Here is a 25,957-nt window from a genome sequence, read left to right as displayed (position 1 = left end):
GTCGGGAGGAGCAGGAGGTTTGCAATTACTTTTTGTAATCGTCGATGTAACTGAGAAGATCGGCAATGTATTGCCCGATAATCGGCATGTTCACAAACTGGCTCAGGATCAAGCCAAGCAGACCCAGAAACACAAACGTGCCGAGCGTAAGCCCGAGCCCCCGGGATAAACCGGCGGTAAAATTGGTGATGATGCGTTTTTTCGGATTGGAGTAGTTTTCAATGATATCTTTGATCTGGGACTTTTCGAGACTGTCCGCAATTTGGTCCAACCGTGTGTTCAGCTTCTTGACTTCATGTCTCAGCTCAAAGGGGTGATCTGCCGTGTCATACAGCCGTGGCGCGTTGCCTGGCTCCTGATGGCGAGGAGCCTTTCCGTTAATCGTAACTTTGTTCATCGCTAATCCTCCTCATCCTACAACGAATCGTTTCTTCGCATTCCGCAACGGAAATAAGCCAGCTGGAGTCCAGCTGGCTGAGGTAGCTTTCGTTCCAGGATTATTACATGCTGGTCGAATTAAGCTCCTTGCGCGTATCTTCCTTCGCATCCTCCGCAGCGGCTGCCACCTGGCTGGTAGCTTTGGTTGCTTCCTCGGCAACGTCGGCAGAAGCCTTGCGAACGGAGTCCATGACCTCGTCGCGTCCTTGGCTGACCGTTTTGGCCAAGTCCGACGTTTTGGAAGAAACGGTTTTGGCCAGCTCGGTTGCCTTGTCGCTGACAACCGCGGCAACTTCCTTCGTACGGTCGGTCACGATACCGACTTTTTCGCTGAGTTCGCCGCGCAGCTCGCGTCCTGGTTTTGGCGCGAACAGGAGCGCAGCCGCCGCGCCCAACAGGCCCCCGATGAACAAACCTTTGGCAAAGGTCGAACCGCTCTGTACAGGATATTGTTCTTCAGCTTTATTCATGTCAATCACTCCTTCTTCGAAATTGAACGATAACGTTAAAGGGACGAACCAATCTTGTCTGACATTGCAACGAATCGTCTATCAACGTTGGCTTACTCGTATATAAACACGGGGAAGGCGGGATGAAACAGCCGGAGGGAGTCTCCTTTACCTGAAATAGGCTTCCTCCGCGAAATGGATTAGGACAGTGACCGCTTGATCCCTTGCGTCATGCACAACATCCATGCCAGTCCGGCAGCATAACCGGCCATGATGTCTGTCGGAAAATGAACACCCAGCATAATCCGGCTACATCCAAGCAATGCAATGAAGGTCGTTCCGCAGGCGATGGGCAGGAGGATGCTTTTGGACTGCCTCTGGCGTTCAATGGCCCAGATGATGAACAGCATGCCGTAAAATCCCATGGCGATCATGGCATGTCCGCTCGGAAAGCTGAATCCGGTTACGGTCGACAGATGTTCAAGCTCCGGCCTGTCTTTCCGAAATATGGACTTGAGCCCCGTATTTAAAATCCACATCATCGCAAAGCTGCCTAACACCGCATATCCATAAATGAGGAACCGGGCTGTGCGTTTTCCAAAGAACAGCAGAAATAACACGATTGCGATCACGGTCGTGATCTTGAATGAACCAAGGGAACTGATCAACGAAATCGTTGGAAGCAGCCGCAGGCGGGATTCCGAATGCAAGTACAAAAGCTGCTGGATGCGATTGTCCCAGCTCATAATGGTTTCGGTTCCCAACAAGGCTCCGATCGCGGCGATCAAGATGACGGACAGCGAGCTGGCAGCAATGGCGTAAACGCCCCATAGAAGCAGCGGAAACGAAGAGCCTGACGGAAATGCATACATTTTGCGGAGCATGGTGACGCCTCCTTTGATGTCGAATGGAGAAATGTTACCCGGCACCGGGGTGCGGTATCGCAAAAAAACTGTAAAAACGGCGCATTTGTACTATACTATCTAAAGATATCCCATGCGGCGTTTAGACGCAAAGCAGAGATGAAACGAAAGCATAAAGGAGAGACTCGCATGGAGAGTGCTTTGTTGATTAAAGAATATCGGGCCGGCGTCATGGAATGCGCCCATTATGGACACATAAGCATCACGGATGAGAATGGCCGGGTCGTTTACTCGGCGGGCGATCCTCATTTCAGAGCATTTACCCGTTCGTCGGCGAAGCCGTTTCAGGCGATTCCGGGAATCCGGGCGGGAATGGCCGAACACTATGGGCTGAGTGGCCGCGAGATCGCCATCATGGCATCTTCCCATCGCTCAGAGCCTGAACACATCCAGGTGTTGGGGCAATTGTCGCACAAAATCGGTCTGGGCGAGGAATGCCTGATTTGCGCCCCAAGCTATCCATTGAATGAAGAGAGCCGGAATCAATGGTTGCGGAATCAGGGAGAAAAACGGCGGATTTTGCATAATTGCTCAGGCAAGCATTTGGGAATTCTGGGGTACAGCCAGATGAAACAAGTGGATCTGGGCACCTATGCCGAGCCCGAACATCCTGTGCAGCGCGAAATTTTGCAGACGCTGTCCGAGTTGGCCGGCATTGAACAGCATGACATCAAATTGGGGACGGATGGCTGCGGCTTTCCGGTATTTTCGCTGCCGCTGTCGGCACTCGGCCAAGCATACTTGAAGCTGGCCTGTCCCGACCTGATCAAGGATGAAGCGACCCGGCGCGCCGTGGAAACCATCACGTTGGCCATGCACCAGCATCCATTGATGGTGGGTGGAACCGATCGCGTGGATTCGGTACTGCTGGAAGACGAGAACATCGTAGCCAAGGGCGGATTCAAAGGCGTATTTGGCTTTGCGCTTAAGAAGGAGAGACTGGGCATCACGTTTAAGGTGCTGGACGGCTCCGAGGAAGAATGGGCATGGATTGTCCAGTCCATCCTGCGGCAAATCGGCTATGCCAACACTAAGCTGCTCGACCGTCTGTCAGAAGCATACCCATTAGACATCCGCAATGACGCCGGGACTATCGTTGGCAGAGCGGAAGCCGAGTTTGTGCTGACTGGCCTGAAATAAGGCAAGAATCGAAAGCTGGCTTGGCGGGGAGGGTTGAAACACCGGACGAACGTTCAAATTTTTGCTGATCGCAGCAGCATGCTCCTGCTTTTGAGCACCCCGCTGCATGCCAAGAGGACCTGTTTGCCCATAAAAGGGGCGAACAGGTCCTCATTTTGTGATCGTGTGAGAAAATGGTGCGGTACGATCAGGCTTTGCGGAGTTTTCCGAGCTCGGACGCAACGGCCTCCACTTCGGAGATGCTCAAATGCTCCTTGCCCATGACCATTTCGTACAGGTCAAACAAATCTTCATACTTGTCCAGCGGGAAGGCAGAGGCCTGCATGGCAGCTCCGCTGGCCATCCGCAGTTTGTTTTTGATCGCTTCAATCATATATTCGATATTTTCCGCACTCGCTTGCGTCAGATCCATCGTTATTGTTCATCCCTTCCGTATCGAAAGCTCTTGTCATTGTATCATGACGTGCTGACGGAGGCCAATGCTTTTGCGGCGAAACCGGGCTTCGGTTACAATGGATGGCAGAACAAACATCGCGGAACATGCATGTGCAAAGGAGAGAAGCGTAGTGCCTACGTATAAAAGGGAATGGATTCGCGGACAGGGCCGGAATCCCCGCAAGGGAGTGCCCGGGAACGAGCTGTTCTTCTTTTTCAGCGATATTTATAAGCAGCATCCACCGGATGAGGTCACTTTTGCGTGCATCGGAACCGATCGTTCCACAGGGGATGCTCTCGGGCCGTTGACCGGAACCTATCTCGCCGAACGCGGGATGGCTCATGTCGTGGGAACGTTGGCATCTCCTTGTGATGCCGATACGCTGGAAAAAAGACTGGCTCTGATTCCGGCCAATCATGCCATCGTTGCGATTGACGCCTGCTTGGGACCAAGAGAGGCGATAAATACCTATTTTCTTTCGGATCAACCGCTGCTTCCGGCCGAGTCGGTTGGCGGAAAGCTGCCACCGGTTGGGCAATACAGCATTGCGGCCGTCGTCAATGCGAATGGTCCCAGGCCCTATTCAATTCTGCAGATGACTTCGCTTCACCTGGTCATGGGCATGGCCCAAATGATTGCCGAAGCGGCAGCCGATGCTGCGAGACGGCGTTAGCTGTTTCATCCGTTCCTTCAGGGGCTTAATGATTAACAGCTTGAATACATGGAAATGGGTTATAATGGATGTCATAAACGATACGCGCAGAAGGAGAGGAACGAACATTGGAACAAGTGATATGTCATGGGACGAAGATAAGTTATGCCGATCAGGGAGAAGGCGAGGCTCTTATTTTGCTGCACGGCTTCTGCGGCAGCTCATCCTATTGGGAAGAAGTGGTGCCCGAGCTGGCACGCCAATATCGTTGTATTGTACCCGATCTTCGTGGACATGGCGCAACCGATGCTCCCGAAGGGCCCTATACGATTGAACAAATGGGTAACGATGTACTTGGCCTGATGGACGAGCTGCATATTGAGAAAGCGGTCCTGCTTGGCCATTCCATGGGCGGTTATGTCACCTTGGCCATTGCCGAGCAGCATCCGGAGAGGCTGCAAGCCTTCGGGCTGGTTCATTCCACCGCATATCCGGACGGGGAAGAGGCCAAAGAGAAGCGGCTGCGCGCCGTCTCGACGATTCGGAACGACGGGATTGTAAGCTTCGTGGACGGGCTTGTTCCCGGGCTCTTTGCGCCAGAGCACGTCAAGTCGTTTGCGGAGAAAGTTCAGCGCGTTAAAGAAATCGGTTATCGAACCCCTCCCCAAGGCGCAGCCGGAGCCGCGATGGCGATGAGGGAGCGTCCGGACCGAAGGGATGTGCTGTCGGCTGCGTCGCTTCCGGTATTGCTGGTCGCCGGCGAGAAGGATGCCGTCGTTCCGCCCGAGCGGATGTTTACGAGCGATAAGCCTAATATCGTTCAGCACGTCATTGCCGAAGCCGGGCACATGAGCATGTACGAAGCCCCCGAATCATTGATTCAGGTCATTAAACAATTTATGTCAGGGCTTTCCCGATAAAATAGCAACTATTTGCTTGACTTAGCCCCCGCAGCCCCTTGAAGGGTTTGCGGGGGCTTTGGCTTTTTGGCAAATCATGAATTACAATAATGACCAAGGACCGATCCTGTCGGGTTCGGATTATGAACAAGGGATGGACGAGGGGGCTGCGCGATGTTCAGGAAAGACTATCTGCTCCGTATGATGGAGGAAATGACCGAGGCAATCGGCAAAGCATTTACGCTTAGACAACAGCGCAAACATACGGAGGCATTGACCGAACTGGATGAATTGCTGCGGAGGCAGTTTGGCATGAACTCTTCGCTGCTGAACTCCCTTCCGGTGGATGACGTGATCGAAATGTTCCGCTTTCGCGGTGTCATAGAAGTCGATAATTTGCAACAAGCGGCACGGCTGATCGAAGAAGAAGCCCATATTTTCGGGGAAAAGGCCAAAGTGGAGGGCATCGATGATCAGGAGCGGCGGGATGCGGAGGATGAACAATGGATCCGTTTCATGAAAGTTCTCCATTTTTATCTGTATGCCTTGAATCATGGTGCGGACAAAAAGCTGCTGGACGCACCTGAACGGGTTGAGGCCATTCTGGAGCAAACGAAGGAATATGCACTTCCGCCAAAGACAGAAAAACAGTTGGCATTATATCGGGAACATCAGGGAAAGTTTGATCTGGCCGAGAACAGCTGGTATCGCATTCTTCGTTCCCAGGAACAACTGCCGCAGGATTATCGTGGCGACGTGATCGCATTTTATGAGCGCTTGATTCAGCTTGAGGATGAACAATTGGCGAACGGAGGTTTGCCGCGGGACGAAGTGGAAGAGGGACTCGCCGAGCTGCACAAGTAAGGAAGGTTATGCGGGAGAAATGAACGACTGCCCAAGTTGGATCAAGCGAGCTTGAAACGGGCCGACCCGAGCTATACAACCGTTCATGGCGCCCTGAGCATCCTTGATGAAACGGAATGCTTTGCCATGGCGGGCTGTTAGCGGTCTTCACTTGGAGAGGAAACGGAATTATGGTATGGTAACGGTTGACCAAACCAAACCGAAAGTGAGATGTACCCCGTGGATTCGTTGCGAAATCTAATACATGACATCTTTGAGCAGAATTCGCTGATCACGGCGACCTGGAGCCAGCTGCGCAGACGAGACAACGTGTCGTTTACCAAAGTGCAGGTCAAGCCGGTGTCGATTAAAAATCAGCTGCATTATCAATTCGCATTTCATCATAGCAATAAAGTGCTGCATGAAAATTTGACGCCGGACGAGGCGGAGGAACGCATGATTCAACTGTGCGAGGAGACGTTCCGCCAAGGGATGCTCTGCACGGTGGAGGCGGACTATCAGATTTTGATCAGCAAAAAATATAAGGTATCCATTTTGACCAAATCCCCGTCCAAAACAGCGGCGAACCTGTCGCATAACCGAAAGAAACAGTATGTGCTGGAGGAAGGCATTCCCGTTTCGTTCCTGGTGGAGCTTGGCATCATGAACGAAGAAGGGCGCGTGCTGGCCCGCAAGTATGACAAGTTCCGGCAGATCAACCGTTTTCTCGAAATGGTGCAGGACGTGATCCAGCATCTGCCGGAAGGACGGCCGCTGACGATCGTCGATTTCGGCTGCGGCAAGTCGTACCTGACATTTGCGCTGTACCATTATCTGTCGATTCAGCAGCGCAGGTCGCTGCGCATCATCGGCCTCGACTTGAAAGCGGACGTAATCGAGCACTGCAATGATTTGGCCAAACGTCTGCATTACGGCGATTTGAAGTTTCTGGTGGGCGATATTGCCGACTATGACGAACTGCAGGAAGTCGATATGGTCGTCACGCTCCATGCCTGCGACACGGCTACGGATGCTGCGCTCGAAAAGGCGGTTCGCTGGGGCGCTTCAGTCATTCTGTCGGTGCCTTGCTGCCAGCATGAATTGTTTAACCAGATCGAAGCTCCCGTTATGGAGCCGCTGCTGTCGCATGGCATCCTGAAGGAACGTTTCTCGGCGCTGGCGACTGATGCCATTCGGGCCAAACTGCTCGACCTGCTTGGGTACAAAACGCAGCTGCTCGAATTCATCGATATGGAGCATACGCCGAAAAACATCTTGATTCGCGCCGTCCGCGGACAAGCCGGCCAGACGGAGGCGTTGTGGAGCGAGTATACGGCATTCCGCGATTTCATTCATGCAGACCCGTATTTGGAGCGTGCCTGCGCCGATTTGTTGCCCGGTGACGGTGGGAATAAACCGGGAAAGATTACGGACGACGCGGAATCCGGCAAGCGCAAACCCGAGGCGGGAAGCTGCGACCACTGTTAGACCATCAAGGCATTCGGCCGATTGGAATCTCATTGGAATGAGCCGGGGCGAGGATGGAGAAGCGGTGAATCTTATCGGTCATCGTCTATCGCGGCGATAATGCGGGCATACTTGGGAAAAGGGTCCTGCATCGCGAAAAATGAGCATCGTTTGTTGGCCATCTGGCATGTTAAAGCAGACGCGTCTTATGGACGCAGCAAAATCTTATCGACATAAGGCGGGAGACCCTGTATCAGGGCTTCCGCCTTTTTGGTTTTGGAGCAGGCGTTGGATGAGGGCAGAAAAGGAGGTGACGGGGATGCGGCCGGGGGCTGATGAGAGAAGAAGGCTCTTTATGGGACGGGATCGGGGAGTGCTGCAGCATTTTAACCTATGGTTGCTGGGAGGGATGACCTGCGCAATATTGGTGGCTGCTTGCCTGAAGCATGGATTGTTTTTTTCGGCAGATGTGAATGAGCTGTTGATCGTTATACTTGCCGGCACGATCATTTGCATGGCTGCCACTTCGGTGAACGAAGGCATGATAAAAATGCGACGCTGCGGACAGCGGACTGGACGCAAGCTGAAATGGACTGCATTTGCTCAGCAGTGCATGGCGTGGATGTATTCTGCGGAACTGCGCACTTCTCTCTGGCCGCTGGCGTTGGCGATGCTGTTCGGGCTGCACGCATGGTTAGGCCCCGGAAACAGGCAGGGGAGCGTGGAAGAGATGTTCCGTTGGAGCCTGCTGGCCGCCTTTGCGCTGCTGGCCGCCATGTTGGCCAGACAGCCGCACGGCGCGCGCTGGTTTGCCTGCGGCTGGCAGCTGGCAGGCGGCGTGCTTGTGCTAAGCGGCCTGTTGGCCGTGTGCGGCATGCTGCCGCTGCCCGGCGGGGTCATGCGCACCGCTGACCCCGAACTAAGCTTCGCCGGCGCCCGGCTCGGCGGATTGCTGCAGTACCCGAACGCGTACGGTGCCGTCGTCGGCATGTACGCGCTTGAGCGGCTGGCTGCCGCCGCTGCGGTGCTCGCCCGGCCTGTCCGGGCCGGGCGGCTTCTCGCGGCAGCGCTGCCGCTTATGCCCGCGCTGCTCGCGCTCCTGCTGAGCGAGTCGCGCGGCGCCTGGCTGGCGACCGGCTGCGCCGCGGTCGCCGCCTGGGGGCTGCAGCGGCGCGGTGCCCGCCTGCCGCTGCTGCTGGCCGCAGCCGCGCCCTTCGCGTGCGCGGCCTGGCTGTACCGCCAGCTGGCTGCCGCGCAGCTGGCGCCTGCGCCTTTGCCCGGCCTGCTCGCGCTGGCCGGGGCGTGGGCGGCAGCGCTGCTGGGCACGCTGCTGCTGCACCGCCTGCGGCATAGCGGCGCACGGGCGCGCGCTGCCGCCTTGGCGGCCACGGCGCTGGCGTGCGCATCCGCCGCAGCGCTGGCCGCAGGCTCCGTCGCCGGGCGATTCGCCGCCGGCGCGGGCACGGGCTTGTCCCGCCTGGAAATGTGGCGGGATGCCCTGAAACACTGGGCCGCGGCCCCTTGGGCCGGCCACGGCGGAGAGACGTGGCGCTACGGATATCGCGCCATCCAGACCTCGCCGTACGTGGGCGGCGAGGTGCATAGCGGTCCCCTGGATCTTGCCCTCGACACGGGCTTGATCGGACTGCTGCTCGTGTTCGGCTGGATATGCCTTACCCTGCGCAGCGTTCGGGGCAGCGCGGCCCGTTGGGTGCCGCCCTTCATGGTCTTTATCCTGCATGGAGCCATGGACTTCGACTGGAGTTATGCGCTGCCCTGGATGCTGTTTATTTGGCTTGGGGCTTGGGCGAGTGCAGCTGAACGCAAGAGCGCAGCGCCAGATATGAGAAACGGGCAGTCTCGGAGCGTTAGCGGACGACCAGGCACAGGCCAGCCGTTGTTGCCGGCGGTCGCGTCCTTGCTCGCCTTGCTGCTGTGGCTTGGCGGTACGGGCATGCTTGTCGGTCGGCATATCTCGGCCGGGCAGCAGTATCGTCAAGCATGGTCTTCACTGGACCAAGACGATGCGGGGATGCGCCGGGAGGCGCTGCTCTCGGCATTGCGCCTTAACCCGTTCATGCCGGATCTTGCCCTGGAGCTGGCCAGAAGCGTTCCAGTCCGCCAGGCAGAAGATATACTGCAATACAGCCTGTCCCATGCTTCGGGCGACTGGCGGCTGCTTTACGAGTTAGGGAGATGCGCCGCTGTTTCCGGGGAGGGGGAAAGGGCAGCTTCGTTTTTCGCCCGGGCCATTGCAAACAACCGGTACGATTCCGTGCTTCGGACATCCGCTTTGCGTTGGATGGATCAGGCCGCAAAGCAGGAACGTGCACTGGGTCTGGAGGATCGTTCAAGGCACAGTGCGGCCATGGGGGTTCGAATGTACGAGCATTATCTATGGCAGGTCGAGAAGGTGAAGGAAAAAGGAGGACGAAACGATCGCTCGTTCGCAGTGACACCAGTCGCGCGGATGTATGGAGAGCAGCTGCGGCAGCTGGCAGCGAATCAATATTCGACTTGGAAAATGGCAGACATGCGCTAGGTATTATCGTCGTTGCCATAAAGAGCATCAGAACGCTGGATCGAACGTTTCCAAATTAGCGAGAGTGGGGCAGTTACTTCTTCCTGAGCCCCTATGGATAGAAATTGAAAGCTTATGTAAGTGTACTCTATCAACGATGCAAGTTTTGTTTTTGACGGCAAAGACATGATCACGAAGTGCTCTCTTTAACTGACTTGCGGGAATGCGAAGTGCGGTTCGCAACACCCGCAAGTTTTTTTGGCTGTGTGTATCGCTTATAGGCGATATCCTCCGAATGCCTGGCGAAAGGCTTCCTGCAGCGGCGCCTCCTCCGTTTCCCATAGGGCGGCGATATCGGGGCAGACGTTTTCATTCCACCACTCGCATAACAATTTGCGGTTATCCTTGTTTTCTCCGATCCACAGCAAATTCTCGATGACCTTTTTGTAGTAGAGTTCTTCGGCCTGCTGCATCAGATCGGGAGAGATATATGTTTTCAACCGTTTGGCGGTCCGGTACAGCTCTTTGCTGCATGCTCTGCGGATTCCTCTTGCGGAAGGCAGCTGCTTGCCGGGTGTACGATGTTTGACAGGCGGATGTCCGGGTTTCGTTCTGGCTTGCATCGCTCCACGCTCCTTTCACGATACCATATGCGGATCGTTCCTCATGGGACACAACCGGCAGCCGGCAATATGGCAAGAGGACACGACCCTGTGATAAGATAGGAACGAGTCGTTCATGGTGTCTGAGGCACCGCCATACTGAATAAAGAAAGAGGGTCGAGATGGACGTAATTCATAACATTGTCGGTCAATTATTCGACTGGATTCAAGGTCTTGGATATTTCGGAATCATGCTGGGGCTGATGCTGGAAGTCATCCCGAGCGAAATCGTTCTGGCCTACGGGGGATTCCTCGTGTCGCAGGGGCAAATCAATTTCCTGGGAGCCGTCATTTTTGGCACGGTTGGCGGCGTGGTGGCACAGCTGTTTATCTACTGGATCGGTCGTTATGGCGGTAGACCCGTACTTGAACGCTATGGCAAATACATACTGATTCAGAAAAAACACATCGACCATTCCGAGGAATGGTTCCGCAAGTACGGCACGGGCGTGATCTTTACGGCAAGGTTTGTGCCTGTCGTACGACATGCGATCTCCATTCCGGCAGGCATATCGAAAATGCCGGTCGGCAAATTTATCCTGCTCACCACGCTGGCTGTTATACCTTGGTCCGTACTGTTTATATATTTGGGAATGGTCCTTGGCGACAAATGGAAGGATATCGATGAAACGGCAGCGCCTTATGTGACTCCAATTCTGCTCGTTGCCCTGGGTCTTATGATTGTTTATTTCCTGATCAAATGGATGAATACACGCAAAAAGAAAGGAAGTGTCTAACATGGCAAAACCTAACCTGTCTCACAAGTTTGGCAAAGGCCTGTCACCTCAGGAGTTCATTGACGCAATGACCAAGAATCAAAGCGAATTCCAGGCGAATTACGACCATTTTGCATGGCCGAGCGAGGAGGACCGCGAGTTTTTTGAAAGTCTCAACCATCGGGACGATCTTCGTGTATTGATTTTGGCCGCGGATTGGTGCGGTGACGTCGTTCGCAACATTCCGGTCGTTTTCAGGGCGCTCGAAATTTCCGGCGTGCCGACCGAGGTGCTGATTATGGAAAACCATCCGGAAGTGATGGACGAATTTCTGACGATGGGCGGCCGATCCGTGCCTGTGGTCATTTTTGCCGATACCGGTGGGCATGTGCTCGGACAGTGGGGTCCCCGCCCGCAGCATGTTCAAGAAGTGATGGTGGAGTTCAAACGCAACAATCCGGATCGCGAAGCGGCGGATTACCAGGAGAAGATGGCCGTGGCCCGTCAGGAAATGGTCAAACGTTACGGGGAAGGATCGGAGTCGCACCCAGCCATTTTGCGTGAGCTGCGTGAACTGATTTCGGGTTTCTGAGCCGATATGTTAAACATCCGTACATTTAACCTTGGTCCGCTCCAGACCAATGCCTATTTGTTGCAGGGAGAAGATCCGCAGAAGGCGGTCATCATTGATCCCGGCATGAATCCTGCTCCCTTGGTCAAAGCGATCAAGGATCTTGAAATTGAAGCCATTTTGCTGACGCATGCACATTTCGACCATATCGGCGGCGTGGAAGAGATTCGCCAAGCGAAGGGCTGCCCGGTTTATTTGCACGACTTGGAGAGCGAGTGGCTGACGACTCCGAAATTAAACGGATCACTGAATTGGCCGCAGGTCACGCCGCCCATTTCTGCAGAGCCTGCTGAATACGCACTGGCTGAGGGCCAGCAATTGAAACTGATTGGCCATACGTTCCGGGTGTATCACACGCCTGGCCATTCGCCCGGCAGTGTCAGCCTGTTGTGCGGTAATGACCTGTTTGCCGGAGACGCGCTCTTCCGAATGGGCGTTGGCAGAACCGACCTGACCGGCGGGCGTGAGAGGGACCTGATCGATTCCATCCAGAACAAGCTGTACACCCTTCCCGATGAGGTTGTCGTATTTCCCGGCCATGGTCCCAAAACGACGATCGGATACGAGAAACAGCTTAATCCTTACGTGTCCGCAAGATGAAAGGATTGTTTTGTACCGTTTGAAAAAAATCGGACAAAATAGGCAAGAAAGTCTGGACAAACGACATGTTTTTCATTAGAATAGCTATTAGTTGTTACAAGCGTTAAGGCATCACTTCACTGAAGTATTTGAATATGCAGCACCCTAACTCGCGAAGCACGCAGACTGTGGTTTTTACCCGGTTTGCGTTCTTTTTTTGTTTATGGCGATTTTTGGGGAGACTTAGAGTCGGTATCCGGGGCAGCAATCATTTGCATTCATTCAAAAATGAGCAAGGGGAGGGAGCGGGAGGTGGAGATCATACGTTTCATTCCGTCGTCCAATGGAGAAGAACGGTTGGAGTTCAAGGGCAAGCGGCAGACCGTCGATCAAAGGCGTATGGAAAATATCGAGAGACAGGCATATTTAGAAACAACATCCTTACATAACCTTGAGCGTATTCAGAAAGAGAATGAGCATTTTGAATTCAGACATAATATTTGGAAAAGTCGATTGCTGCATAAAGGAGCGCACGGTCAGCCGTGGTTCGACAGGCTGCAGCAGCACAGGAGATAGCCGTCTGATTGCCCGGGAAATTGTCGCATGATGACCTTCTTCCGCTTTATTTTGATGCGGCATGGAGTTTTTTTCATTTGAACGTTTGGAGTACGTCCATCGTATTATCTTTCAGATTGAACGGGAAGCAGGTGAAATGCCGGATGAAAACAGCGGAACTGGAGGAAGCGCTCCGAGCCGCACAAGGCGATGACGCTGCCCTTGCGTCACTATTGCAGCGCCACTATGCATTTGTGTACAAATATATCATCAAAGTGACGATGGATCCGCATGCGGCAGAAGAAGTGGTTCAGGATACGATGATTCGTTGCATGGAAAACATTCATCGTTATGATGGTACGTCAGCCTTTTCATCCTGGATGATTACGATTGCCACCCGGATTTATATCGACAAGGCGAGGCGCAGGGAAAGGGAGAAGAACTGGCTGAAATTGGCCAAAGACCAGGTTGCGAGACAATTGCGATGGCAGTTCGAGAGTCGTAACGAGACGTGGACGGATGTCATGGAAGCGATGACCCGGTTATCGCCGGAGCATCGGATCGCCGTGCTGTTGAAGCACTATTACGGGTACGGATACGATGAAATCGGGGATATGCTGGGTATTCCGTCTGGGACGGCCAAGTCGCGTACAGCTTACGGACTTCGTCAATTGAGGAAGGAGATGGAGGGATCATGAGCAGTGGATCGAGTGAAAAGGAAGAGCTCGAACTGGTGCAGCAGCTGCAGCAGCAGTTGAAAATATTGGATGATGCATATGAGCCTACGAATATTCCCTCAATCGCCTCGTTGGCAGCTCAGGTCAAGGAACGGCGACAAATGAGAAAACGGGCAAACCGGCTGGAGTTGATCATGTTCTGGATCTTGGCATTGCTTGTACTTGCTGCCGGGGTCATGTTGTTCCAATCCGCACCGATTTTCTATCTGGGCATTCAGGCTGTCGGAACGGGTTTGGCTATCGGGATCGTCATCATCTGGGCTGTGCGCCGACAACGGAAGGAGATGCGTCATGAATGATCTGCATTATTCATTGAACGAAGTGCCGCCAATATGGCTTGGCCTGATTGGTTTGGTTTTGCTGCTTCAGGGCACGTGGATGTTCACCGATGCAAGGAAACGGGGACGTTTCCCGTGGCTGTGGGGATTGTGGGGGATTACGGGGGTTCCGACCCCGCTTGTTGTTTACTGGTTTGTGGTTGTCCGGAAAGAGAAAACACGTAAAAGATGACATGGTTATGGTTTGCACGGTAACAAAGGAAGCATATTGATTTTACACAAATGATTTGTTTCATGCCGTTAATCGTAGACATCGCTATTCTTTTCTAGTAGACTAGACAGACCACAATATATAAAGATAGACTACCAGGAGGTTAGACGATGCTGCGATTGGGAGAAAAGGTAATCATTGTCGCGGATACGTTTGAGCAAAATCTTCCTGTGGGGGAATATGGATTCATCATCGCTTATGACCGGAACCCGGACAATGCGTTTGACTACGTGCTTCGCGTGCCTCAGGTGAACCGGAACTTTTTCGTTCCTTCCGGCGACGTAGATCTGGAAGAAGTTCTGCTGAAACAGGAAGCGGAGAAGGTTGAGCGTGAAGCGTTGATCGATTACGCCCTTGCGACACACAACGAGAAGCTGTTCCGTTATTTGATGAACGGAGACGTTCAAGCTGTGGAAGAGGAAGAAGAAACCGCGAAGGAAACGATGTCACAGGCGGATTTTATAAAGCAGGTTAACCTGCGTGCATGGATTTAAGGAGCCGGCGAAAGCTGGCTCTTTTTTGATTAGCTCCAAAGTCCGGGCATTTGCATTGAATTGTCGAACCAACTCACCTATAATGAAAAAAGTTATCACGGGACTTTAGCCCGTTAAACGGGCGAGCCGCATCGGCGGTTCCGGAAAGTTGAGCGAATGAAGGAGGCATCCGAAACATGAGTATCTCGAATAACGACGTTCAGCATGTGGCCAGATTGGCCCGGCTTAACTTGACGGCAGAAGAAGAACAGCTGCTGACAGGACAGCTGAATGCCATCTTGAAATATGCGGAGAAGCTGAATGAGTTGGATACGGACAACATTGAACCAACAACCCACGTTCTGCATGTCAGCAATGTGATGCGCGAAGATGAGGTGCAGGGTAGCTTGCCGATCGAGAAGGTTATGCACAACGCACCTGAGGAAGAAGACGGGCAATTCAAAGTGCCTGCCGTGATGGAATAGCGGATAAACCGGAAGGAGGAAAAATGACGTGAGTTTATTTCAACAATCGTTGCCTGAAATACATAACAAGCTGAACGCGAAAGAGTTGTCCGTCAGCGATCTGGTAGAACAGGCTTATCAAAACATCGGTGCCCATGACGAAAAGGTCAAGGCATACCTGACGCTGGACGAAGAGCGCGCTCGCTCCCGTGCACGCCAGCTGGACGATCAACTCGTCAGCGGCGGGGAAAGAGGTCTGCTGTTTGGCTTGCCTGTGGGCATCAAGGACAACATCGTGACGAACGGACTGCGCACGACGTGTGCCAGCCAATTCCTGCGCAATTTCGACCCGGTATATGACGCGACCGTTGTCGAAAAATTGAGAGCGGCCGACACCGTAACGCTCGGAAAATTGAACATGGACGAATTCGCCATGGGAGGTTCCAACGAAAACTCCAGCTTCGCTCCTGTGCGCAATCCGTGGGCGCTGGATCGCGTGCCCGGCGGTTCCAGCGGCGGATCGGCTGCTGCCGTGGCTGCGGGAGAAGCCTACTTTACGCTGGGGTCGGACACCGGCGGCTCCATCCGTCAGCCTGCATCGTATTGCGGCGTGGTCGGATTGAAGCCTACCTATGGGCTGGTATCCCGTTTCGGGCTGGTGGCGTTTGCTTCATCGCTGGACCAGATCGGACCGATCACCAAAAACGTCGAGGATTCCGCTTATGTGCTCCAAGCGATTGCGGGGTATGACCCGAAAGATTCAACCTCCGCGAACGTGGACATTCCCGACTATTTGAGCGCCTTGACCGGCGACGTTAAAGGTTTGCGCATCGCGGTGCCGAAAGAATACATCGGCGAAGGCGTAAGCCCTGACGTCAAGGAACGCGTGCTTGAGGCGTTGAAGGTGCTGGAAGGGCTCGGCGCAACTTGGGAAGAGGTATCGCTGCCTCATACCGAATATGCGGTAGCCACGTATTATTTGCTGGCTTCCTCCGAGGCTTCCTCCAACCTGGCGCGGTTCGACGGCGTTCGCTATGGCGTTCGCGCCGACAATCCGGACAACCTGCTGGACCTGTACCACCAATCCCGCAGCCAAGGCTTCGGTCCGGAAGTGAAGCGCCGGATTATGTTGGGCACGTATGCGCTCAGCTCCGGCTATTACGATGCGTATTATTTGAAGGCGCAAAAGGTGCGTACCCTGATCAAACAGGATTTCGACAACGTGTTCGAAAAATACGACGTCGTGATCGGACCTACGGCTCCTACGCCGGCGTTCAAACTGGGTACCCAGGTGGACGACCCGTTGACCATGTACCTCAACGACATTTTGACCATTCCTGTCAGCCTGGCTGGCGTGCCTGCCGTCAGCATCCCATGCGGCTTCTCCGAGGGGCTGCCTGTTGGATTGCAGATCATCGGCAAAGCGTTTGACGAAACGACCGTTTTGCGCGTTGCACATGCGTTTGAACAACATACGGAATATCACAAACAGCGTCCGCAGCTGTAGACTGACCGGAACGGAGGAATAGAGAAATGCCCGCATCAAAATACGAAACCGTCATTGGACTTGAAGTCCACGTAGAATTGCACACGCAATCCAAAATTTTTTGCGGCTGCTCCACGGAATTCGGGGCTCCGCCGAATACGCACACCTGTCCGGTGTGTCTCGGACATCCAGGCGTATTGCCTGTGCTGAACCGCCAGGCGGTCGACTATGCGATGAAAGCAGCGATGGCGCTGAACTGCACCATTGCCGATGTCAGCAAATTCGACCGCAAAAACTATTTCTATCCCGATTCGCCGAAGGCGTATCAAATTTCCCAATTCGATCAGCCGATTGGCGAGAACGGGTGGATCGATATCGAAGTGAACGGCGAAACGAAACGAATCGGCATCACGCGTCTCCATCTGGAAGAAGATGCAGGCAAATTGACCCACGTGGACGGCGGTTATGCATCGTTGGTCGACTTCAACCGCGTGGGAACCCCGCTCGTCGAGATCGTTTCCGAGCCTGAAATTTCTTCCCCGGAAGAAGCGCGCGCGTATTTGGAGAAACTGCGTGCAATCATGCAATATTGCGAAGTGTCCGACGTGAAAATGGAAGAGGGGTCCATGCGTTGCGACGCCAACATCAGTTTGCGCCCTCACGGTCAGGAAAAATTGGGAACCCGTGCGGAATTGAAAAACATGAACTCCTTCCGAGGCGTGCAGCGCGGGTTGGAATACGAAGAATACCGCCAGGCGGAAATTTTGGACGATGGCGGCGAAGTGGTGCAGGAGACTCGCCGTTGGGACGAAGCCCAAGGAAAAACGCTGACCATGCGCGGCAAAGAAGAAGCGCATGATTATCGCTACTTCCCGGACCCGGATTTGGTGAAAATACACATCGACGAAGCGTGGAAAGAGCGCATCCGGGCTTCGATTCCCGAATTGCCGGACCAACGCAAAGCGCGTTATGCGGCAGATTACGGTTTGCCGAGCTACGATGCTGAGGTCATTACCTCGTCCAAAGCGGTTGCGGACTTGTTCGAAGACAGCCTTAACTACACCAAAGACGCCAAATCCGTTTCGAACTGGATCATGGGCGATCTGCTCGGTTACCTGAACACGAACAATCTGGAGTTATCCCAGGTCCCGCTTACGGGCCAAGGGCTCGGAGAAATGATCGGCTTGCTGGAAAAGGGCACGATCAGCAGCAAAATTGCCAAAACCGTATTCAAGGAAATGCTGGAAAGCGGCAAGCTTCCACAGCAAATCGTTGAAGAGAAAGGGCTCGTGCAGATCAGCGACGAAGGTGCTATTCTTGCCATCGTGGAACAGGTCGTTGCGAATAATCCCCAATCGGTAGAGGACTATAAGGCCGGCAAACAGAAGGCCATCGGCTTCCTGGTCGGACAGGTCATGAAAGAGAGCAAGGGCAAAGCCAACCCTGGCTTGGCGAACAAACTGCTTACAGACGTACTGAACCGTTAATCCTTCGGGAGAGGTCAAACAGAAGGAGGCTCGTCCCTGTGACAGCCTTCTTTTTTTGTATTGCAGGCATCGCTCACTCGTTAATGCGAAAGGAGAAGCTTCACATGACCATCGAATCGATATCATTGAATGACCCGGACAAGTTGGGTCAGTTATGGCGTTTACAGCATGTGGCTTACCGGCTGGAAGCGGAAATGATCGGATTTAAGGAAATTCCGCCGTTAATGGATACGCTTGAAACGCTGCAGCAGTGTGGGGAGAGTTTTTACGGATACATGGATTCCGATGGGGAGTTGATCGGGGCGATCGCTGTGGCCGAGGAGGAAAAAGATGCCCTTACGATTACGCGGATGATGGTTCATCCGGATTATTTTCGCAAAGGAATCGCCTCTGCCCTGATTGCGCATATTTTTGAAACGTATCCGGAATATCCGCGCTACATCGTATCTACCGGAACGTTGAATGAACCTGCGGTGCAGCTGTACAGCAAGTTTGGTTTTGTCCCCGTGGATCGTGTACAGCTTGCCCCAGGCGTGGAATTAAAGACCTTTCACAGGAATAAAGATGAATGACATTAATGACATGGAGGAGGACTATCGCTTTTGGGCAATCCCTGGATTATTGACGAATGGCACATTTTGCTGAGGCTGCTGCTTGCCATGCTGCTGGGCGGCCTCGTCGGATTGGAACGCGAGCGCTCCAATCATGCCGCCGGCCTGCGAACTCATATTTTAGTTTGCCTCGGATCGGCGCTGATTATGATGCTTTCCATTTATGGCTTTAAAGATTTTGCGAATGAAATAAACGTGCGCATCGATCCGGCGCGTTTGGCAACGGCCGTGATTACGGGCGTCGGTTTTCTGGGAGCGGGAACGATCCTGTTTACCGGTAAGTCCATTACCGGTCTGACCACGGCAGCTTCGATTTGGGTCGTGGCAGCCATCGGGCTGGCTGCGGGAGCGGGCTTCTTTTTTGCCTCCATCATTTCCACGGTTCTGGTGTTGTTGAACCTTTGGGTATTTAACAAGTTGGAGCTCAGGTATATTCGGGGAAACAAGCTGCATGTCATTACGCTCCATACTTTATCCGAGCCCGGATGCCTCGAGCAGATTTCCTCGTTCTTGGAACAGGAAAAAATCAAAATACGCAAGATCACGGTCAATGAGCAGGAGCTGGCCTTTTCCGAGGTGGTATCGGTGGAGCGCAAAATCGAAATTGTGCTGCATGTTTACATGCCGCATGATTTGGATACGGTGCAGCTGGTGACGAAACTGAGACGGTGGGAACATATGACCAAAGTTTCCGTGGAATAAATAAAATCGAACCCCTTCAGGCCTTATGGGCACAGGGGTTTTTGGGATTCATCCATATTTTTGCCAGTTACTCGAATGTCGGTTTAGGGTACTATCTAACCAAACGCTTGAAAAAAGAAACCGGACACTCCATCGCGAAAGGAGCTAGATCGTTTGAAGAAAAAGCATCGGGCAAAAATGGTGCTTAAAAGACGGCCGACAAGAGCGGTTCGGGTGAGAACCCACAAATTTGTGGCCGGACTGATGAGTGCAATCGTTCCAGGACTGGGCCATTTGTATTTGCGGCTCTATTTAAGGGGACTGACGTATATGATGCTGGTGATGCTCGACCTGTCGGCGCTGGTGTATTTTTCGTCCGTCGGCATACAAATCAATGTTCCTCTGCTGATTCTGCTCGCGCTCTTCATTCCCGTCCTTTACTTCTACAACGTGTTTGACGTGCTGCAGTCTGCGGATCGGGTGATGTTACGCAAGCGCAAGGGAAGTGTCCCGCCGGATTTGGACCAAGCCGGGAGTAAGGAGCGAACCGCAGTCGAAGCATTGATGATGTGGGAAAAAGGCATATCGTTTGGCCTGCTGCTGGTCGTTGGCGGCGCGCTTATGGTCATGTTTTTTCGCAGGCCTCGCTGGTTTCAAGATTTGATTGGCATGTACGGTGGGTATGCATTTGCCGTATTGATGATCGTGACCGGGCTGAATCTGTTTGGGCGCGAGATCTGGACCACGCTGCAGAGAAAGAAATTGTAGCAGGCAGGGCAAGGAGGGAATGAAATGAACCGCAAAATTCGGGTCGGCCGCTATACGGCCGCCGCTTTGCTCATTGTCGTGGGCGTACTGCTGATTATGGATAAACAATCGGGAACGGATTATCTCTACGGCATGGTAGACTGGTGGCCGCTGCTGCTGGTGGCCTTAGGCTTAGAATACATACTGCTGTTTTTGCTTATGCGGGGACGAAGCCGATCCGTGTCGGGCGCGGAGAATGCAGTGAAGGCCAAAATGCGGTTTCGGCCGGATGCGAAGGGTATTTTGTCGTCGCTGCTTTTGGCTGCAGTGGTGTTCATCGTTACTGAGCAGGACCATTACATGCATTTGTGGAACAGGGTCAGCCTGAACCTGGGAGCGGCTTCCATGGATTACAGCGCTGCAGCAGGGTATATGCAGGATAAAGGGACCATCCGGGTCCCGGTAGGCATGGAGACGTCCGATGTCGTCGTTCAAGGCGTGAACGGGGATATTTCGCTGCAGCGGGGCGATACCGATTCGATCGAAATTCGCACGGTAGTTTGGGTCGATCAAACGACGGAGGTACAGGCCAAGGCGGTGGCCGATGCTTCTTTCGTCACGGCGGAAGGTACACAGGTTATTCATATTACGGCAACGGGGAAAGCTTATGGAGAGAACGAAAAGACCCAGCCGCGAATGAACTTGACCGTTACGATTCCGGAAGATCGGAGATTCAATCTGGATATCCGGACATCCAACGGGGCGATATTGTTGAACCGTGCGGAAGCCATCAGCACCATTTCGGCCGAAACGGGGAATGGTCGAATTCGTATTAACAACGCAGTAGGCGATATTTCCGGAAAAACATTGAATGGGGACGTGATCGTGGCAGGAGCCATCGGCAATGTCGATCTGGACAGCAACCGGGGGGACATGAAGGCCCGCGACATTACGGGGGACGTGGACTTGACCACGCAAGTCGGGAGCATTAGCATCACGAATTCAACGGGCAGCTTTATCGCGGATACTCGGAACGGGAACATCACGATGGACGGGGCCAATCTGGGCGTCAAAGCGCAATCGCTGAACGGCAGCATCAATATCGTTTCGACGAAGATCGGCGGGGATTGGGACGTTTACAGCGCGGTGGGGGCCATCAATATTCTGCTGCCTCATCAAGGCGATTACAGCCTTAGCGGATCAAGCAGCTATGGAGAATTACGGACAGACCTGCCGTTCAAGGTGCGGAACAAGACGATTGAAGGGCAGCTTGGCGAAGGGGAATATACGGTCAAAATCGAGGGCAATAGCGACCTCGCCATTAATCGTAACCCTAGTCTTCCATTGCCGGGAGAAGATGAGCCTGATCTCGGAGGAGAGGATACCTCGGATAACGAAGGCCATTCGAACGGGGAAAACGGGCAAAATTCCCAAGGTGATTCGTCCGAAGTTCTGTAACCGTCGCGTTGACAATAAACTTGGTATCGCCGTACAATGAAAATAAGGCAAGTTAACATGGCTGGAGAGATCGTGGCCGTTCAACTGGCCAAGAATCAACTCTGAATGAGGAAACGGCGAAATTCGTTTCTCTCTGAGAGAACGAAAGGTAAGGCGGTGGGTTTTATGGGAACACGAGTCCAACATGCGTTGGAGCATCTGAAAACGACCGGTGTCCGTATTACACCCCAGCGTCATGCCATATTGAATTATTTGATGGAATCGATGGGGCATCCGACAGCCGATGAAATTTACCGTGCGCTTGAACCCCAATTTCCCAGTATGAGCGTGGCGACTGTATATAATAATTTGAAGATGTTTTTGGAAGCGGGCATGGTCCGAGAGTTGACATACGGCGACAATTCAAGTCGCTTTGATGCCAACGTGACGGATCATTACCATGTCATCTGCGATAAATGCGGCAAGATAGAAGATTTCAGCCATCCATATCTGGACAGTGTCGAGCGTCAGGCTGAAGCCAGCACGGGATTTGAAGTCCACGGGCATCGGCTGGAAGTATATGGGGTTTGTAAGAGTTGCAGGGCACAATAGAGATGAATTACAATATGAACGTGCAGAATTCGATTGGATTCTACACGTTTTTTGTTTGTTCACGGACGATTCATGCATGACATAGGAATGAGTTACACTAACGGAGGTAAACGTTTGAGTAGAAGAAACAGCTATACACGTCGAAAAAGGCGGGGCTCAGTCTTGCCTGTTTTGTTGGGGATTTGTTTGGTCGCTGGAGGCGCATATTGGTTGATTACAAATCTATGGTTAAATCAGCTTCACGAAGATCCGGATTGGGTCGGCATGAAGCAGCCTATATTTGTCGAAGGGCAGCTGATGGATGAAGAGGCTTCGGGTGCGGGAGATCAGCTCAAGCTGCCGCTCACGGTTCTGCAGGAAGCTGTGGATCCGGGCATTCGTTACGAAGCGGACACGGGAGATATCATCATTGCATCGCCAGAACGCGTTCTGCATATGAAGGAAGGCAGCACTCAGGCGGAGCTGAACCACAAAAACTACCCCCTGACGGTTGCTCCGGAGGCGGAAGGTAATGAAGTGTATATTCCGCTAAAACCATTGAAGGAAGTGTACGGCATTGCTGTGCAGGAGGATTCCTCCACTGGTGCGGTACTGCTGATGCGTGGAGGAGAAACGATCCAATATGCCACGATCGATGCAAAGTCGTCCAAGGCAGACCCAACGGTTCCGATGTACAAACGCGATGAAGAGCGATCTCCGATCATTGCGGATCTGCAGAACGGCATTCGCGTGCGCGTATGGCGCACCGGAACAGAACAGAGCTTTGTACAAACGGATAATGGATATGCCGGATATGTCGATAATGATCATGTCTCGCTAACGGAGAAAAAGACGGTGGATGAGCCGAAGTCAACTCCGACGGCGGCGGAGAAAAAGTGGAAGACCAAACCCGTCAATTTGGTGTGGGAAGCAGTGTACAATCGCCAACCTGACGTTGGCTCGATCGGCAGGATGCAGGGGGTTAATGTGGTCAGTCCGACATGGTTCCATATTACGGATGGCGAAGGCAGCGTAAGCAGCAAAGCGGACAAGACCTATGTCAACTGGGCTCACCGGTCAGGGATGGAAGTATGGGGATTGATGGACAACAGCTTTGACCCCGAGATCACGAAAAAGGCTCTGGCCACGTACGAGACACGCACTCATATCATTAAGCAAATGTTGGAATACGCGCAAACGTATCACCTTGATGGAATCAACATCGATTTTGAAAACGTGCAGACGGTGGACGGACCTAACGTGACCCAGTTCGTAAGGGAAATCAAAGCGATGGCTCGAATTCATGGGTTGATGCTGTCCGTCGACGTAACGCCAAAATCCAATAGCGAAATGTGGTCTGCCTTCCTGGATCGCCGTGCGCTTGGCGCATACGCGGATTACATTGTCGTTATGGCCTATGACGAGCATTGGGCTGCAAGTCCGGAGGCAGGTTCAGTTGCTTCGCTTCCGTGGACGGAAGCCTCGATGCGACGCATTCTTGAAGAAGACGAAGTTCCTTCGAAAAAACTGATTATGGCAGTTCCTTTATATACGCGCATTTGGACCGAGGAGAAGGACGAGAACGGAGAGGTTAAAGTTTCGTCCAAGGCTGTTGGCATGGATACCGTGCAGGAACTGATCAAGGAAAAGAAGCTTAAACCTAAGCTCGACAAAGAGAGCGGGCAGAACTATGTGGAGTATCAAGAAGAGGATGCAACCAAGAAAATATGGATCGAGGATCAAGTTTCCCTTCAGGCCCGGGTGGATTTGATTGCCGAACTGAAGCTTGGCGGCGTGGCTGCATGGAACCGAAGTTTTGCAAATGCATCGGCTTGGGAGACCCTTCAAAAGGCGGGTTATACGAAATAAAGTCTGTTGGAATCATTTATCATTTAATCTGAACCGAGATGTACTGCGCCGCTTGGCAGAGTTGCGGCATGAGAAAAAGGAAGGCCCGGCATAACAGCCGGGCTTTTTGTATGCATATCTAAGTTGTCAGCTGATTGGAAATCGGACGGCTCAGGTGTGTGGCTCCGTGTGGGAATGGCTGCCTGAGCTCATTGTGGAAGGCGCTTTCAGTACTGGGTGAGTATTGGCCTTCGCCGGATCGAGTGTGAGGATGGTGTGGCAAAACATGCACCGATCCGTCTTGCCAAGCATTTTGGTAAGTTTGCCGCATTCGGGACATTCCAATTGAACGGCGCTTGTGGAGAGCATTCCTGCCCAAAAGTAGATGGCCACGCTCGCAACCATCGCAACAAGCCCGATGACGAGACCCACGGCTGCCACGATTTTGCCTGCATGTCCCCAGAATACGATGCCGGCGGTTCCCAGTACCATTAGTCCCATGCCTAACATGGTAAGCAGCAGCCCCCAAGTGCGAAAAGCATTAATTTTAGCCGTTTTAAAAACCATAAAAAATGCTCCCATCGTATGAGTAGTATCGTACCTGGAAAAGAAGGAAACTTCAGTCTGGATGTAGAATTACATTATAACTGACTTGGCGCTAGTCCGCCATGAATGTATGGAGGGAATCGTGGAATTAAAGAACATGGATTTATTGTCCGGTCAATCGGAAGGGACGGCAGCAGTGGGGGCCATCGCCTATTCACGCTCGGGAGAGCGATTCCACGGCTCCCTGATTCAGGATTTCGAATTGGTAGTATTGGTTGTGTGCGATACGGAAGAGATTGCTTCCAGAATCGGCCATTACAAATCGGGGGATCTTCGTTACCAAATCGTATATGCAGGGCTGCATGAACTTAAAAGCAGTATCATTACGGGAGAGAACAACAATCTGCTGAAATGTTTGACTGATGGAGACATCATTTGGGAATCGGACGGTACATTGAGTGCATTAAGGGAGGAATTATTGGCTTTCGGTCCGAAACTACAGGAGCAGAAGCTGCTTCATGAGTTCGCCTGTTTTTTACGGATGTATGTTGAAGCCAAACGGTACATTCAGGAAGGTCATGTGGTTGATGCGTATTATAACGTCCTTGAAGCTCTTGGTAACTGGGCCAGAATCGTGCTGATTGAACAAGGGTTGTATCCTGACCATGCGGTATGGACGCAAGTCCGCAATCTGGATCGGGCTCTTTGGAAACTGTATGAGGAAATGACGGTCAGCTCTGAAACGCTGGAGCAACGTGTGGAGTTGGCTTTGCTGGCGTGCGAATTTTCCGTCATGTCCAAAATGATGGATTGTTCGGCTTTGCTTTTGCGGGTACTGCGAAGCCGCAGGGAACCCTGGTGCATGGATGAGCTGCTGCATCACCCGGAACTTAAATTTGTAGCTGAGGACCTTCCGTTAATTTTGCGCAAGCTCGTGTTCCGGTCCATGGTCAAAGAGTCGGCCGGATGGCCTTCGATCGTTGAAGGCAATGGTCGGGAGATTCGTTATTGGGTCGAAACTTGATCGTTTACCGGACTGCATAACGTATGAAAAGGAAGGGGAGACCCTTCCTTTTTTGTATGTTTTACACGTGGTTAAATATTTTAATAAAAAGTATTGACTCAAATTAGTCGGATATGATACATTATATCTCGTTCCGCTAAAAGCTTGTATCTGAAAACAAGTGAGCGAAACAGAATCAAAAAACAACTCCTGAAAAAAAAGTTGTTGACAAAAAAACAGAAGATATGATATATTATTTAAGTCGCCGCCGAAAATGAGCGGTGAGGAAAATGAGAAACATATCAATGATTTGATCTTTGAAAACTGAACAACGAGTGAGTAATGCGAAGGTTTTTGGTACATGTCGTATGACTGTATGAAAACCG

Annotated in this window: 30 protein-coding genes; 24 read left to right on the top strand and 6 right to left on the bottom strand. The window is 52.6% G+C overall.

Annotation, left to right across the window (positions count from 1 at the left end; translation table 11 throughout):
• Positions 1-25 precede the first annotated feature (25 nt).
• The 3 genes from RSX24_RS24035 to RSX24_RS24025 form a co-directional block, all read right to left on the bottom strand.
• Positions 26-397 (bottom strand): DUF5665 domain-containing protein, encoded by a 372-nt coding sequence (locus RSX24_RS24035; protein ID WP_236420550.1) that lies wholly within the window; start codon positions 395-397, stop codon positions 26-28.
• Between the two features lie 103 nt (positions 398-500).
• Positions 501-908, bottom strand: coding sequence for a YtxH domain-containing protein (locus RSX24_RS24030; RefSeq protein ID WP_236420551.1), 408 nt, complete (start codon positions 906-908; stop codon positions 501-503).
• A gap of 179 nt (positions 909-1,087) precedes the next feature.
• Positions 1,088-1,771, bottom strand: a complete 684-nt coding sequence (locus RSX24_RS24025; protein ID WP_236420552.1) for a phosphatase PAP2 family protein — start codon at positions 1,769-1,771, stop codon at positions 1,088-1,090.
• Between the two features lie 168 nt (positions 1,772-1,939).
• On the opposite strand from RSX24_RS24025, the gene RSX24_RS24020 reads away from it, so the two are divergent.
• Positions 1,940-2,950 carry an asparaginase gene (locus tag RSX24_RS24020; RefSeq protein ID WP_343261990.1) on the top strand — a complete coding sequence of 337 codons (1,011 nt, stop codon included), beginning with the start codon at positions 1,940-1,942 and terminating at the stop codon, positions 2,948-2,950.
• 187 nt (positions 2,951-3,137) lie between these two features.
• On the opposite strand, the gene RSX24_RS24015 is transcribed toward RSX24_RS24020, so the two are convergent.
• On the bottom strand, positions 3,138-3,362 hold the full coding sequence (locus RSX24_RS24015; protein WP_236420554.1) for a DUF1128 domain-containing protein: 225 nt from the start codon (positions 3,360-3,362) through the stop codon (positions 3,138-3,140).
• A 154-nt stretch (positions 3,363-3,516) separates the two neighbouring features.
• Here RSX24_RS24015 and yyaC point away from each other — a divergent pair, with 154 nt between their 5' ends.
• From yyaC to RSX24_RS23990, 5 genes are all read left to right on the top strand, one after another.
• The gene (gene yyaC, locus RSX24_RS24010) at positions 3,517-4,059 is read left to right on the top strand and encodes a spore protease YyaC (protein ID WP_343261989.1); all 543 of its coding nucleotides are present in this window, start codon (positions 3,517-3,519) and stop codon (positions 4,057-4,059) included.
• A gap of 107 nt (positions 4,060-4,166) precedes the next feature.
• Positions 4,167-4,958, top strand: coding sequence for an alpha/beta fold hydrolase (locus tag RSX24_RS24005; RefSeq protein ID WP_236420556.1), 792 nt, complete (start codon positions 4,167-4,169; stop codon positions 4,956-4,958).
• 153 nt (positions 4,959-5,111) lie between these two features.
• Positions 5,112-5,801, top strand: a complete 690-nt coding sequence (locus RSX24_RS24000) for a DUF6483 family protein (RefSeq protein WP_236420557.1) — start codon at positions 5,112-5,114, stop codon at positions 5,799-5,801.
• Between the two features lie 210 nt (positions 5,802-6,011).
• Positions 6,012-7,268, top strand: coding sequence for a class I SAM-dependent methyltransferase (locus tag RSX24_RS23995; RefSeq protein WP_236420558.1), 1,257 nt, complete (start codon positions 6,012-6,014; stop codon positions 7,266-7,268).
• Between the two features lie 187 nt (positions 7,269-7,455).
• Positions 7,456-9,789, top strand: a complete 2,334-nt coding sequence (locus tag RSX24_RS23990) for an O-antigen ligase family protein (protein WP_236420559.1) — start codon at positions 7,456-7,458, stop codon at positions 9,787-9,789.
• Positions 9,790-10,043: 254 nt separating this feature from the next.
• On the opposite strand, the gene RSX24_RS23985 is transcribed toward RSX24_RS23990, so the two are convergent.
• Positions 10,044-10,391 (bottom strand): dehydrogenase, encoded by a 348-nt coding sequence (locus RSX24_RS23985; protein WP_236420560.1) that lies wholly within the window; start codon positions 10,389-10,391, stop codon positions 10,044-10,046.
• 161 nt (positions 10,392-10,552) lie between these two features.
• Between RSX24_RS23985 and uptA the strand changes: the two genes are divergently transcribed.
• The 17 genes from uptA (at position 10,553) to RSX24_RS23900 (ending at position 24,043) form a co-directional block, all read left to right on the top strand.
• Complete coding sequence (gene uptA, locus RSX24_RS23980) at positions 10,553-11,167, top strand: undecaprenyl phosphate transporter UptA (RefSeq protein ID WP_236420561.1); 615 nt, start codon at positions 10,553-10,555, stop codon at positions 11,165-11,167.
• Position 11,168: 1 nt separating this feature from the next.
• A complete protein-coding gene (locus RSX24_RS23975; protein WP_236420562.1) occupies positions 11,169-11,738 on the top strand; it encodes a thioredoxin family protein in 570 nt (189 codons plus the stop codon).
• 6 nt (positions 11,739-11,744) lie between these two features.
• Positions 11,745-12,377, top strand: a complete 633-nt coding sequence (locus tag RSX24_RS23970; RefSeq protein WP_236420563.1) for an MBL fold metallo-hydrolase — start codon at positions 11,745-11,747, stop codon at positions 12,375-12,377.
• A gap of 291 nt (positions 12,378-12,668) precedes the next feature.
• Complete coding sequence (locus RSX24_RS23965) at positions 12,669-12,932, top strand: hypothetical protein (protein ID WP_236420564.1); 264 nt, start codon at positions 12,669-12,671, stop codon at positions 12,930-12,932.
• Positions 12,933-13,075: 143 nt separating this feature from the next.
• Positions 13,076-13,609, top strand: a complete 534-nt coding sequence (sigY, locus tag RSX24_RS23960; protein WP_236420565.1) for an RNA polymerase sigma factor SigY — start codon at positions 13,076-13,078, stop codon at positions 13,607-13,609.
• Complete coding sequence (locus RSX24_RS23955) at positions 13,606-13,947, top strand: YxlC family protein (protein WP_236420566.1); 342 nt, start codon at positions 13,606-13,608, stop codon at positions 13,945-13,947. The genes sigY and RSX24_RS23955 overlap by 4 nt, the downstream gene beginning before the upstream one ends.
• Entirely contained in the window at positions 13,940-14,158 is a 219-nt protein-coding gene (locus tag RSX24_RS23950) for a sigmaY antisigma factor component (RefSeq protein ID WP_236420567.1), read from the top strand. Before RSX24_RS23955 ends, RSX24_RS23950 begins: the two co-directional genes overlap by 8 nt.
• Before the next feature lie 149 nt (positions 14,159-14,307).
• Complete coding sequence (locus RSX24_RS23945; RefSeq protein ID WP_236420568.1) at positions 14,308-14,691, top strand: ATPase; 384 nt, start codon at positions 14,308-14,310, stop codon at positions 14,689-14,691.
• 176 nt (positions 14,692-14,867) lie between these two features.
• Positions 14,868-15,155 (top strand): Asp-tRNA(Asn)/Glu-tRNA(Gln) amidotransferase subunit GatC, encoded by a 288-nt coding sequence (gene gatC / locus RSX24_RS23940; protein WP_236420569.1) that lies wholly within the window; start codon positions 14,868-14,870, stop codon positions 15,153-15,155.
• 28 nt (positions 15,156-15,183) lie between these two features.
• The gene (gene gatA, locus RSX24_RS23935) at positions 15,184-16,641 is read left to right on the top strand and encodes an Asp-tRNA(Asn)/Glu-tRNA(Gln) amidotransferase subunit GatA (RefSeq protein ID WP_236420570.1); all 1,458 of its coding nucleotides are present in this window, start codon (positions 15,184-15,186) and stop codon (positions 16,639-16,641) included.
• Between the two features lie 26 nt (positions 16,642-16,667).
• Positions 16,668-18,107 carry an Asp-tRNA(Asn)/Glu-tRNA(Gln) amidotransferase subunit GatB gene (gene gatB, locus RSX24_RS23930; RefSeq protein WP_236420571.1) on the top strand — a complete coding sequence of 480 codons (1,440 nt, stop codon included), beginning with the start codon at positions 16,668-16,670 and terminating at the stop codon, positions 18,105-18,107.
• A 104-nt stretch (positions 18,108-18,211) separates the two neighbouring features.
• On the top strand, positions 18,212-18,679 hold the full coding sequence (locus tag RSX24_RS23925; RefSeq protein ID WP_236420572.1) for a GNAT family N-acetyltransferase: 468 nt from the start codon (positions 18,212-18,214) through the stop codon (positions 18,677-18,679).
• Positions 18,680-18,709: 30 nt separating this feature from the next.
• Positions 18,710-19,420 (top strand): MgtC/SapB family protein, encoded by a 711-nt coding sequence (locus tag RSX24_RS23920; RefSeq protein ID WP_236420573.1) that lies wholly within the window; start codon positions 18,710-18,712, stop codon positions 19,418-19,420.
• Between the two features lie 153 nt (positions 19,421-19,573).
• Positions 19,574-20,167 (top strand): hypothetical protein, encoded by a 594-nt coding sequence (locus RSX24_RS23915; protein ID WP_236420574.1) that lies wholly within the window; start codon positions 19,574-19,576, stop codon positions 20,165-20,167.
• 24 nt (positions 20,168-20,191) lie between these two features.
• Entirely contained in the window at positions 20,192-21,604 is a 1,413-nt protein-coding gene (locus tag RSX24_RS23910) for a DUF4097 family beta strand repeat-containing protein (RefSeq protein WP_236420575.1), read from the top strand.
• A 165-nt stretch (positions 21,605-21,769) separates the two neighbouring features.
• The gene (perR, locus tag RSX24_RS23905) at positions 21,770-22,195 is read left to right on the top strand and encodes a peroxide-responsive transcriptional repressor PerR (RefSeq protein ID WP_236420576.1); all 426 of its coding nucleotides are present in this window, start codon (positions 21,770-21,772) and stop codon (positions 22,193-22,195) included.
• A gap of 87 nt (positions 22,196-22,282) precedes the next feature.
• On the top strand, positions 22,283-24,043 hold the full coding sequence (locus RSX24_RS23900) for a glycosyl hydrolase family 18 protein (protein ID WP_438286880.1): 1,761 nt from the start codon (positions 22,283-22,285) through the stop codon (positions 24,041-24,043).
• A 150-nt stretch (positions 24,044-24,193) separates the two neighbouring features.
• Here RSX24_RS23900 and RSX24_RS23895 read toward each other — a convergent pair whose 3' ends face one another.
• Positions 24,194-24,589, bottom strand: a complete 396-nt coding sequence (locus tag RSX24_RS23895; protein ID WP_236420578.1) for a DUF2614 family zinc ribbon-containing protein — start codon at positions 24,587-24,589, stop codon at positions 24,194-24,196.
• A gap of 121 nt (positions 24,590-24,710) precedes the next feature.
• Between RSX24_RS23895 and RSX24_RS23890 the strand changes: the two genes are divergently transcribed.
• Positions 24,711-25,592 (top strand): nucleotidyltransferase-like protein, encoded by an 882-nt coding sequence (locus tag RSX24_RS23890; RefSeq protein ID WP_236420579.1) that lies wholly within the window; start codon positions 24,711-24,713, stop codon positions 25,590-25,592.
• Positions 25,593-25,957 lie beyond the last annotated feature (365 nt).

The organism is Paenibacillus hubeiensis, assembly GCF_032334105.1.
Lineage (GTDB): Bacteria > Bacillota > Bacilli > Paenibacillales > Paenibacillaceae > Paenibacillus > Paenibacillus hubeiensis.
This window is presented reverse-complemented; position numbering and strand designations above follow the sequence as displayed.

Excerpts from the sequence above, each read along its gene's own strand:
- RSX24_RS24035 (WP_236420550.1), bottom strand. The coding sequence starts at position 397 with ATGAACAAAGTTACGATTAACGGAAAGGCTCCTCGCCATCAGGAGCCA.
- RSX24_RS24030 (WP_236420551.1), bottom strand. The coding sequence starts at position 908 with ATGAATAAAGCTGAAGAACAATATCCTGTACAGAGCGGTTCGACCTTT.
- RSX24_RS24025 (WP_236420552.1), bottom strand. The coding sequence starts at position 1,771 with ATGCTCCGCAAAATGTATGCATTTCCGTCAGGCTCTTCGTTTCCGCTG.
- RSX24_RS24020 (WP_343261990.1), top strand. The coding sequence starts at position 1,940 with ATGGAGAGTGCTTTGTTGATTAAAGAATATCGGGCCGGCGTCATGGAA.
- RSX24_RS24015 (WP_236420554.1), bottom strand. The coding sequence starts at position 3,362 with ATGGATCTGACGCAAGCGAGTGCGGAAAATATCGAATATATGATTGAA.
- RSX24_RS24000 (WP_236420557.1), top strand. The coding sequence starts at position 5,112 with ATGTTCAGGAAAGACTATCTGCTCCGTATGATGGAGGAAATGACCGAG.
- RSX24_RS23995 (WP_236420558.1), top strand. The coding sequence starts at position 6,012 with ATGTACCCCGTGGATTCGTTGCGAAATCTAATACATGACATCTTTGAG.
- RSX24_RS23990 (WP_236420559.1), top strand. The coding sequence starts at position 7,456 with ATGGACGCAGCAAAATCTTATCGACATAAGGCGGGAGACCCTGTATCA.
- RSX24_RS23985 (WP_236420560.1), bottom strand. The coding sequence starts at position 10,391 with ATGCAAGCCAGAACGAAACCCGGACATCCGCCTGTCAAACATCGTACA.
- uptA (WP_236420561.1), top strand. The coding sequence starts at position 10,553 with ATGGACGTAATTCATAACATTGTCGGTCAATTATTCGACTGGATTCAA.
- RSX24_RS23975 (WP_236420562.1), top strand. The coding sequence starts at position 11,169 with ATGGCAAAACCTAACCTGTCTCACAAGTTTGGCAAAGGCCTGTCACCT.
- RSX24_RS23970 (WP_236420563.1), top strand. The coding sequence starts at position 11,745 with ATGTTAAACATCCGTACATTTAACCTTGGTCCGCTCCAGACCAATGCC.
- sigY (WP_236420565.1), top strand. The coding sequence starts at position 13,076 with ATGAAAACAGCGGAACTGGAGGAAGCGCTCCGAGCCGCACAAGGCGAT.
- RSX24_RS23955 (WP_236420566.1), top strand. The coding sequence starts at position 13,606 with ATGAGCAGTGGATCGAGTGAAAAGGAAGAGCTCGAACTGGTGCAGCAG.
- RSX24_RS23950 (WP_236420567.1), top strand. The coding sequence starts at position 13,940 with ATGAATGATCTGCATTATTCATTGAACGAAGTGCCGCCAATATGGCTT.
- RSX24_RS23945 (WP_236420568.1), top strand. The coding sequence starts at position 14,308 with ATGCTGCGATTGGGAGAAAAGGTAATCATTGTCGCGGATACGTTTGAG.
- gatC (WP_236420569.1), top strand. The coding sequence starts at position 14,868 with ATGAGTATCTCGAATAACGACGTTCAGCATGTGGCCAGATTGGCCCGG.
- gatB (WP_236420571.1), top strand. The coding sequence starts at position 16,668 with ATGCCCGCATCAAAATACGAAACCGTCATTGGACTTGAAGTCCACGTA.
- RSX24_RS23925 (WP_236420572.1), top strand. The coding sequence starts at position 18,212 with ATGACCATCGAATCGATATCATTGAATGACCCGGACAAGTTGGGTCAG.
- RSX24_RS23910 (WP_236420575.1), top strand. The coding sequence starts at position 20,192 with ATGAACCGCAAAATTCGGGTCGGCCGCTATACGGCCGCCGCTTTGCTC.
- perR (WP_236420576.1), top strand. The coding sequence starts at position 21,770 with ATGGGAACACGAGTCCAACATGCGTTGGAGCATCTGAAAACGACCGGT.
- RSX24_RS23900 (WP_438286880.1), top strand. The coding sequence starts at position 22,283 with ATGAGTTACACTAACGGAGGTAAACGTTTGAGTAGAAGAAACAGCTAT.
- RSX24_RS23895 (WP_236420578.1), bottom strand. The coding sequence starts at position 24,589 with ATGGTTTTTAAAACGGCTAAAATTAATGCTTTTCGCACTTGGGGGCTG.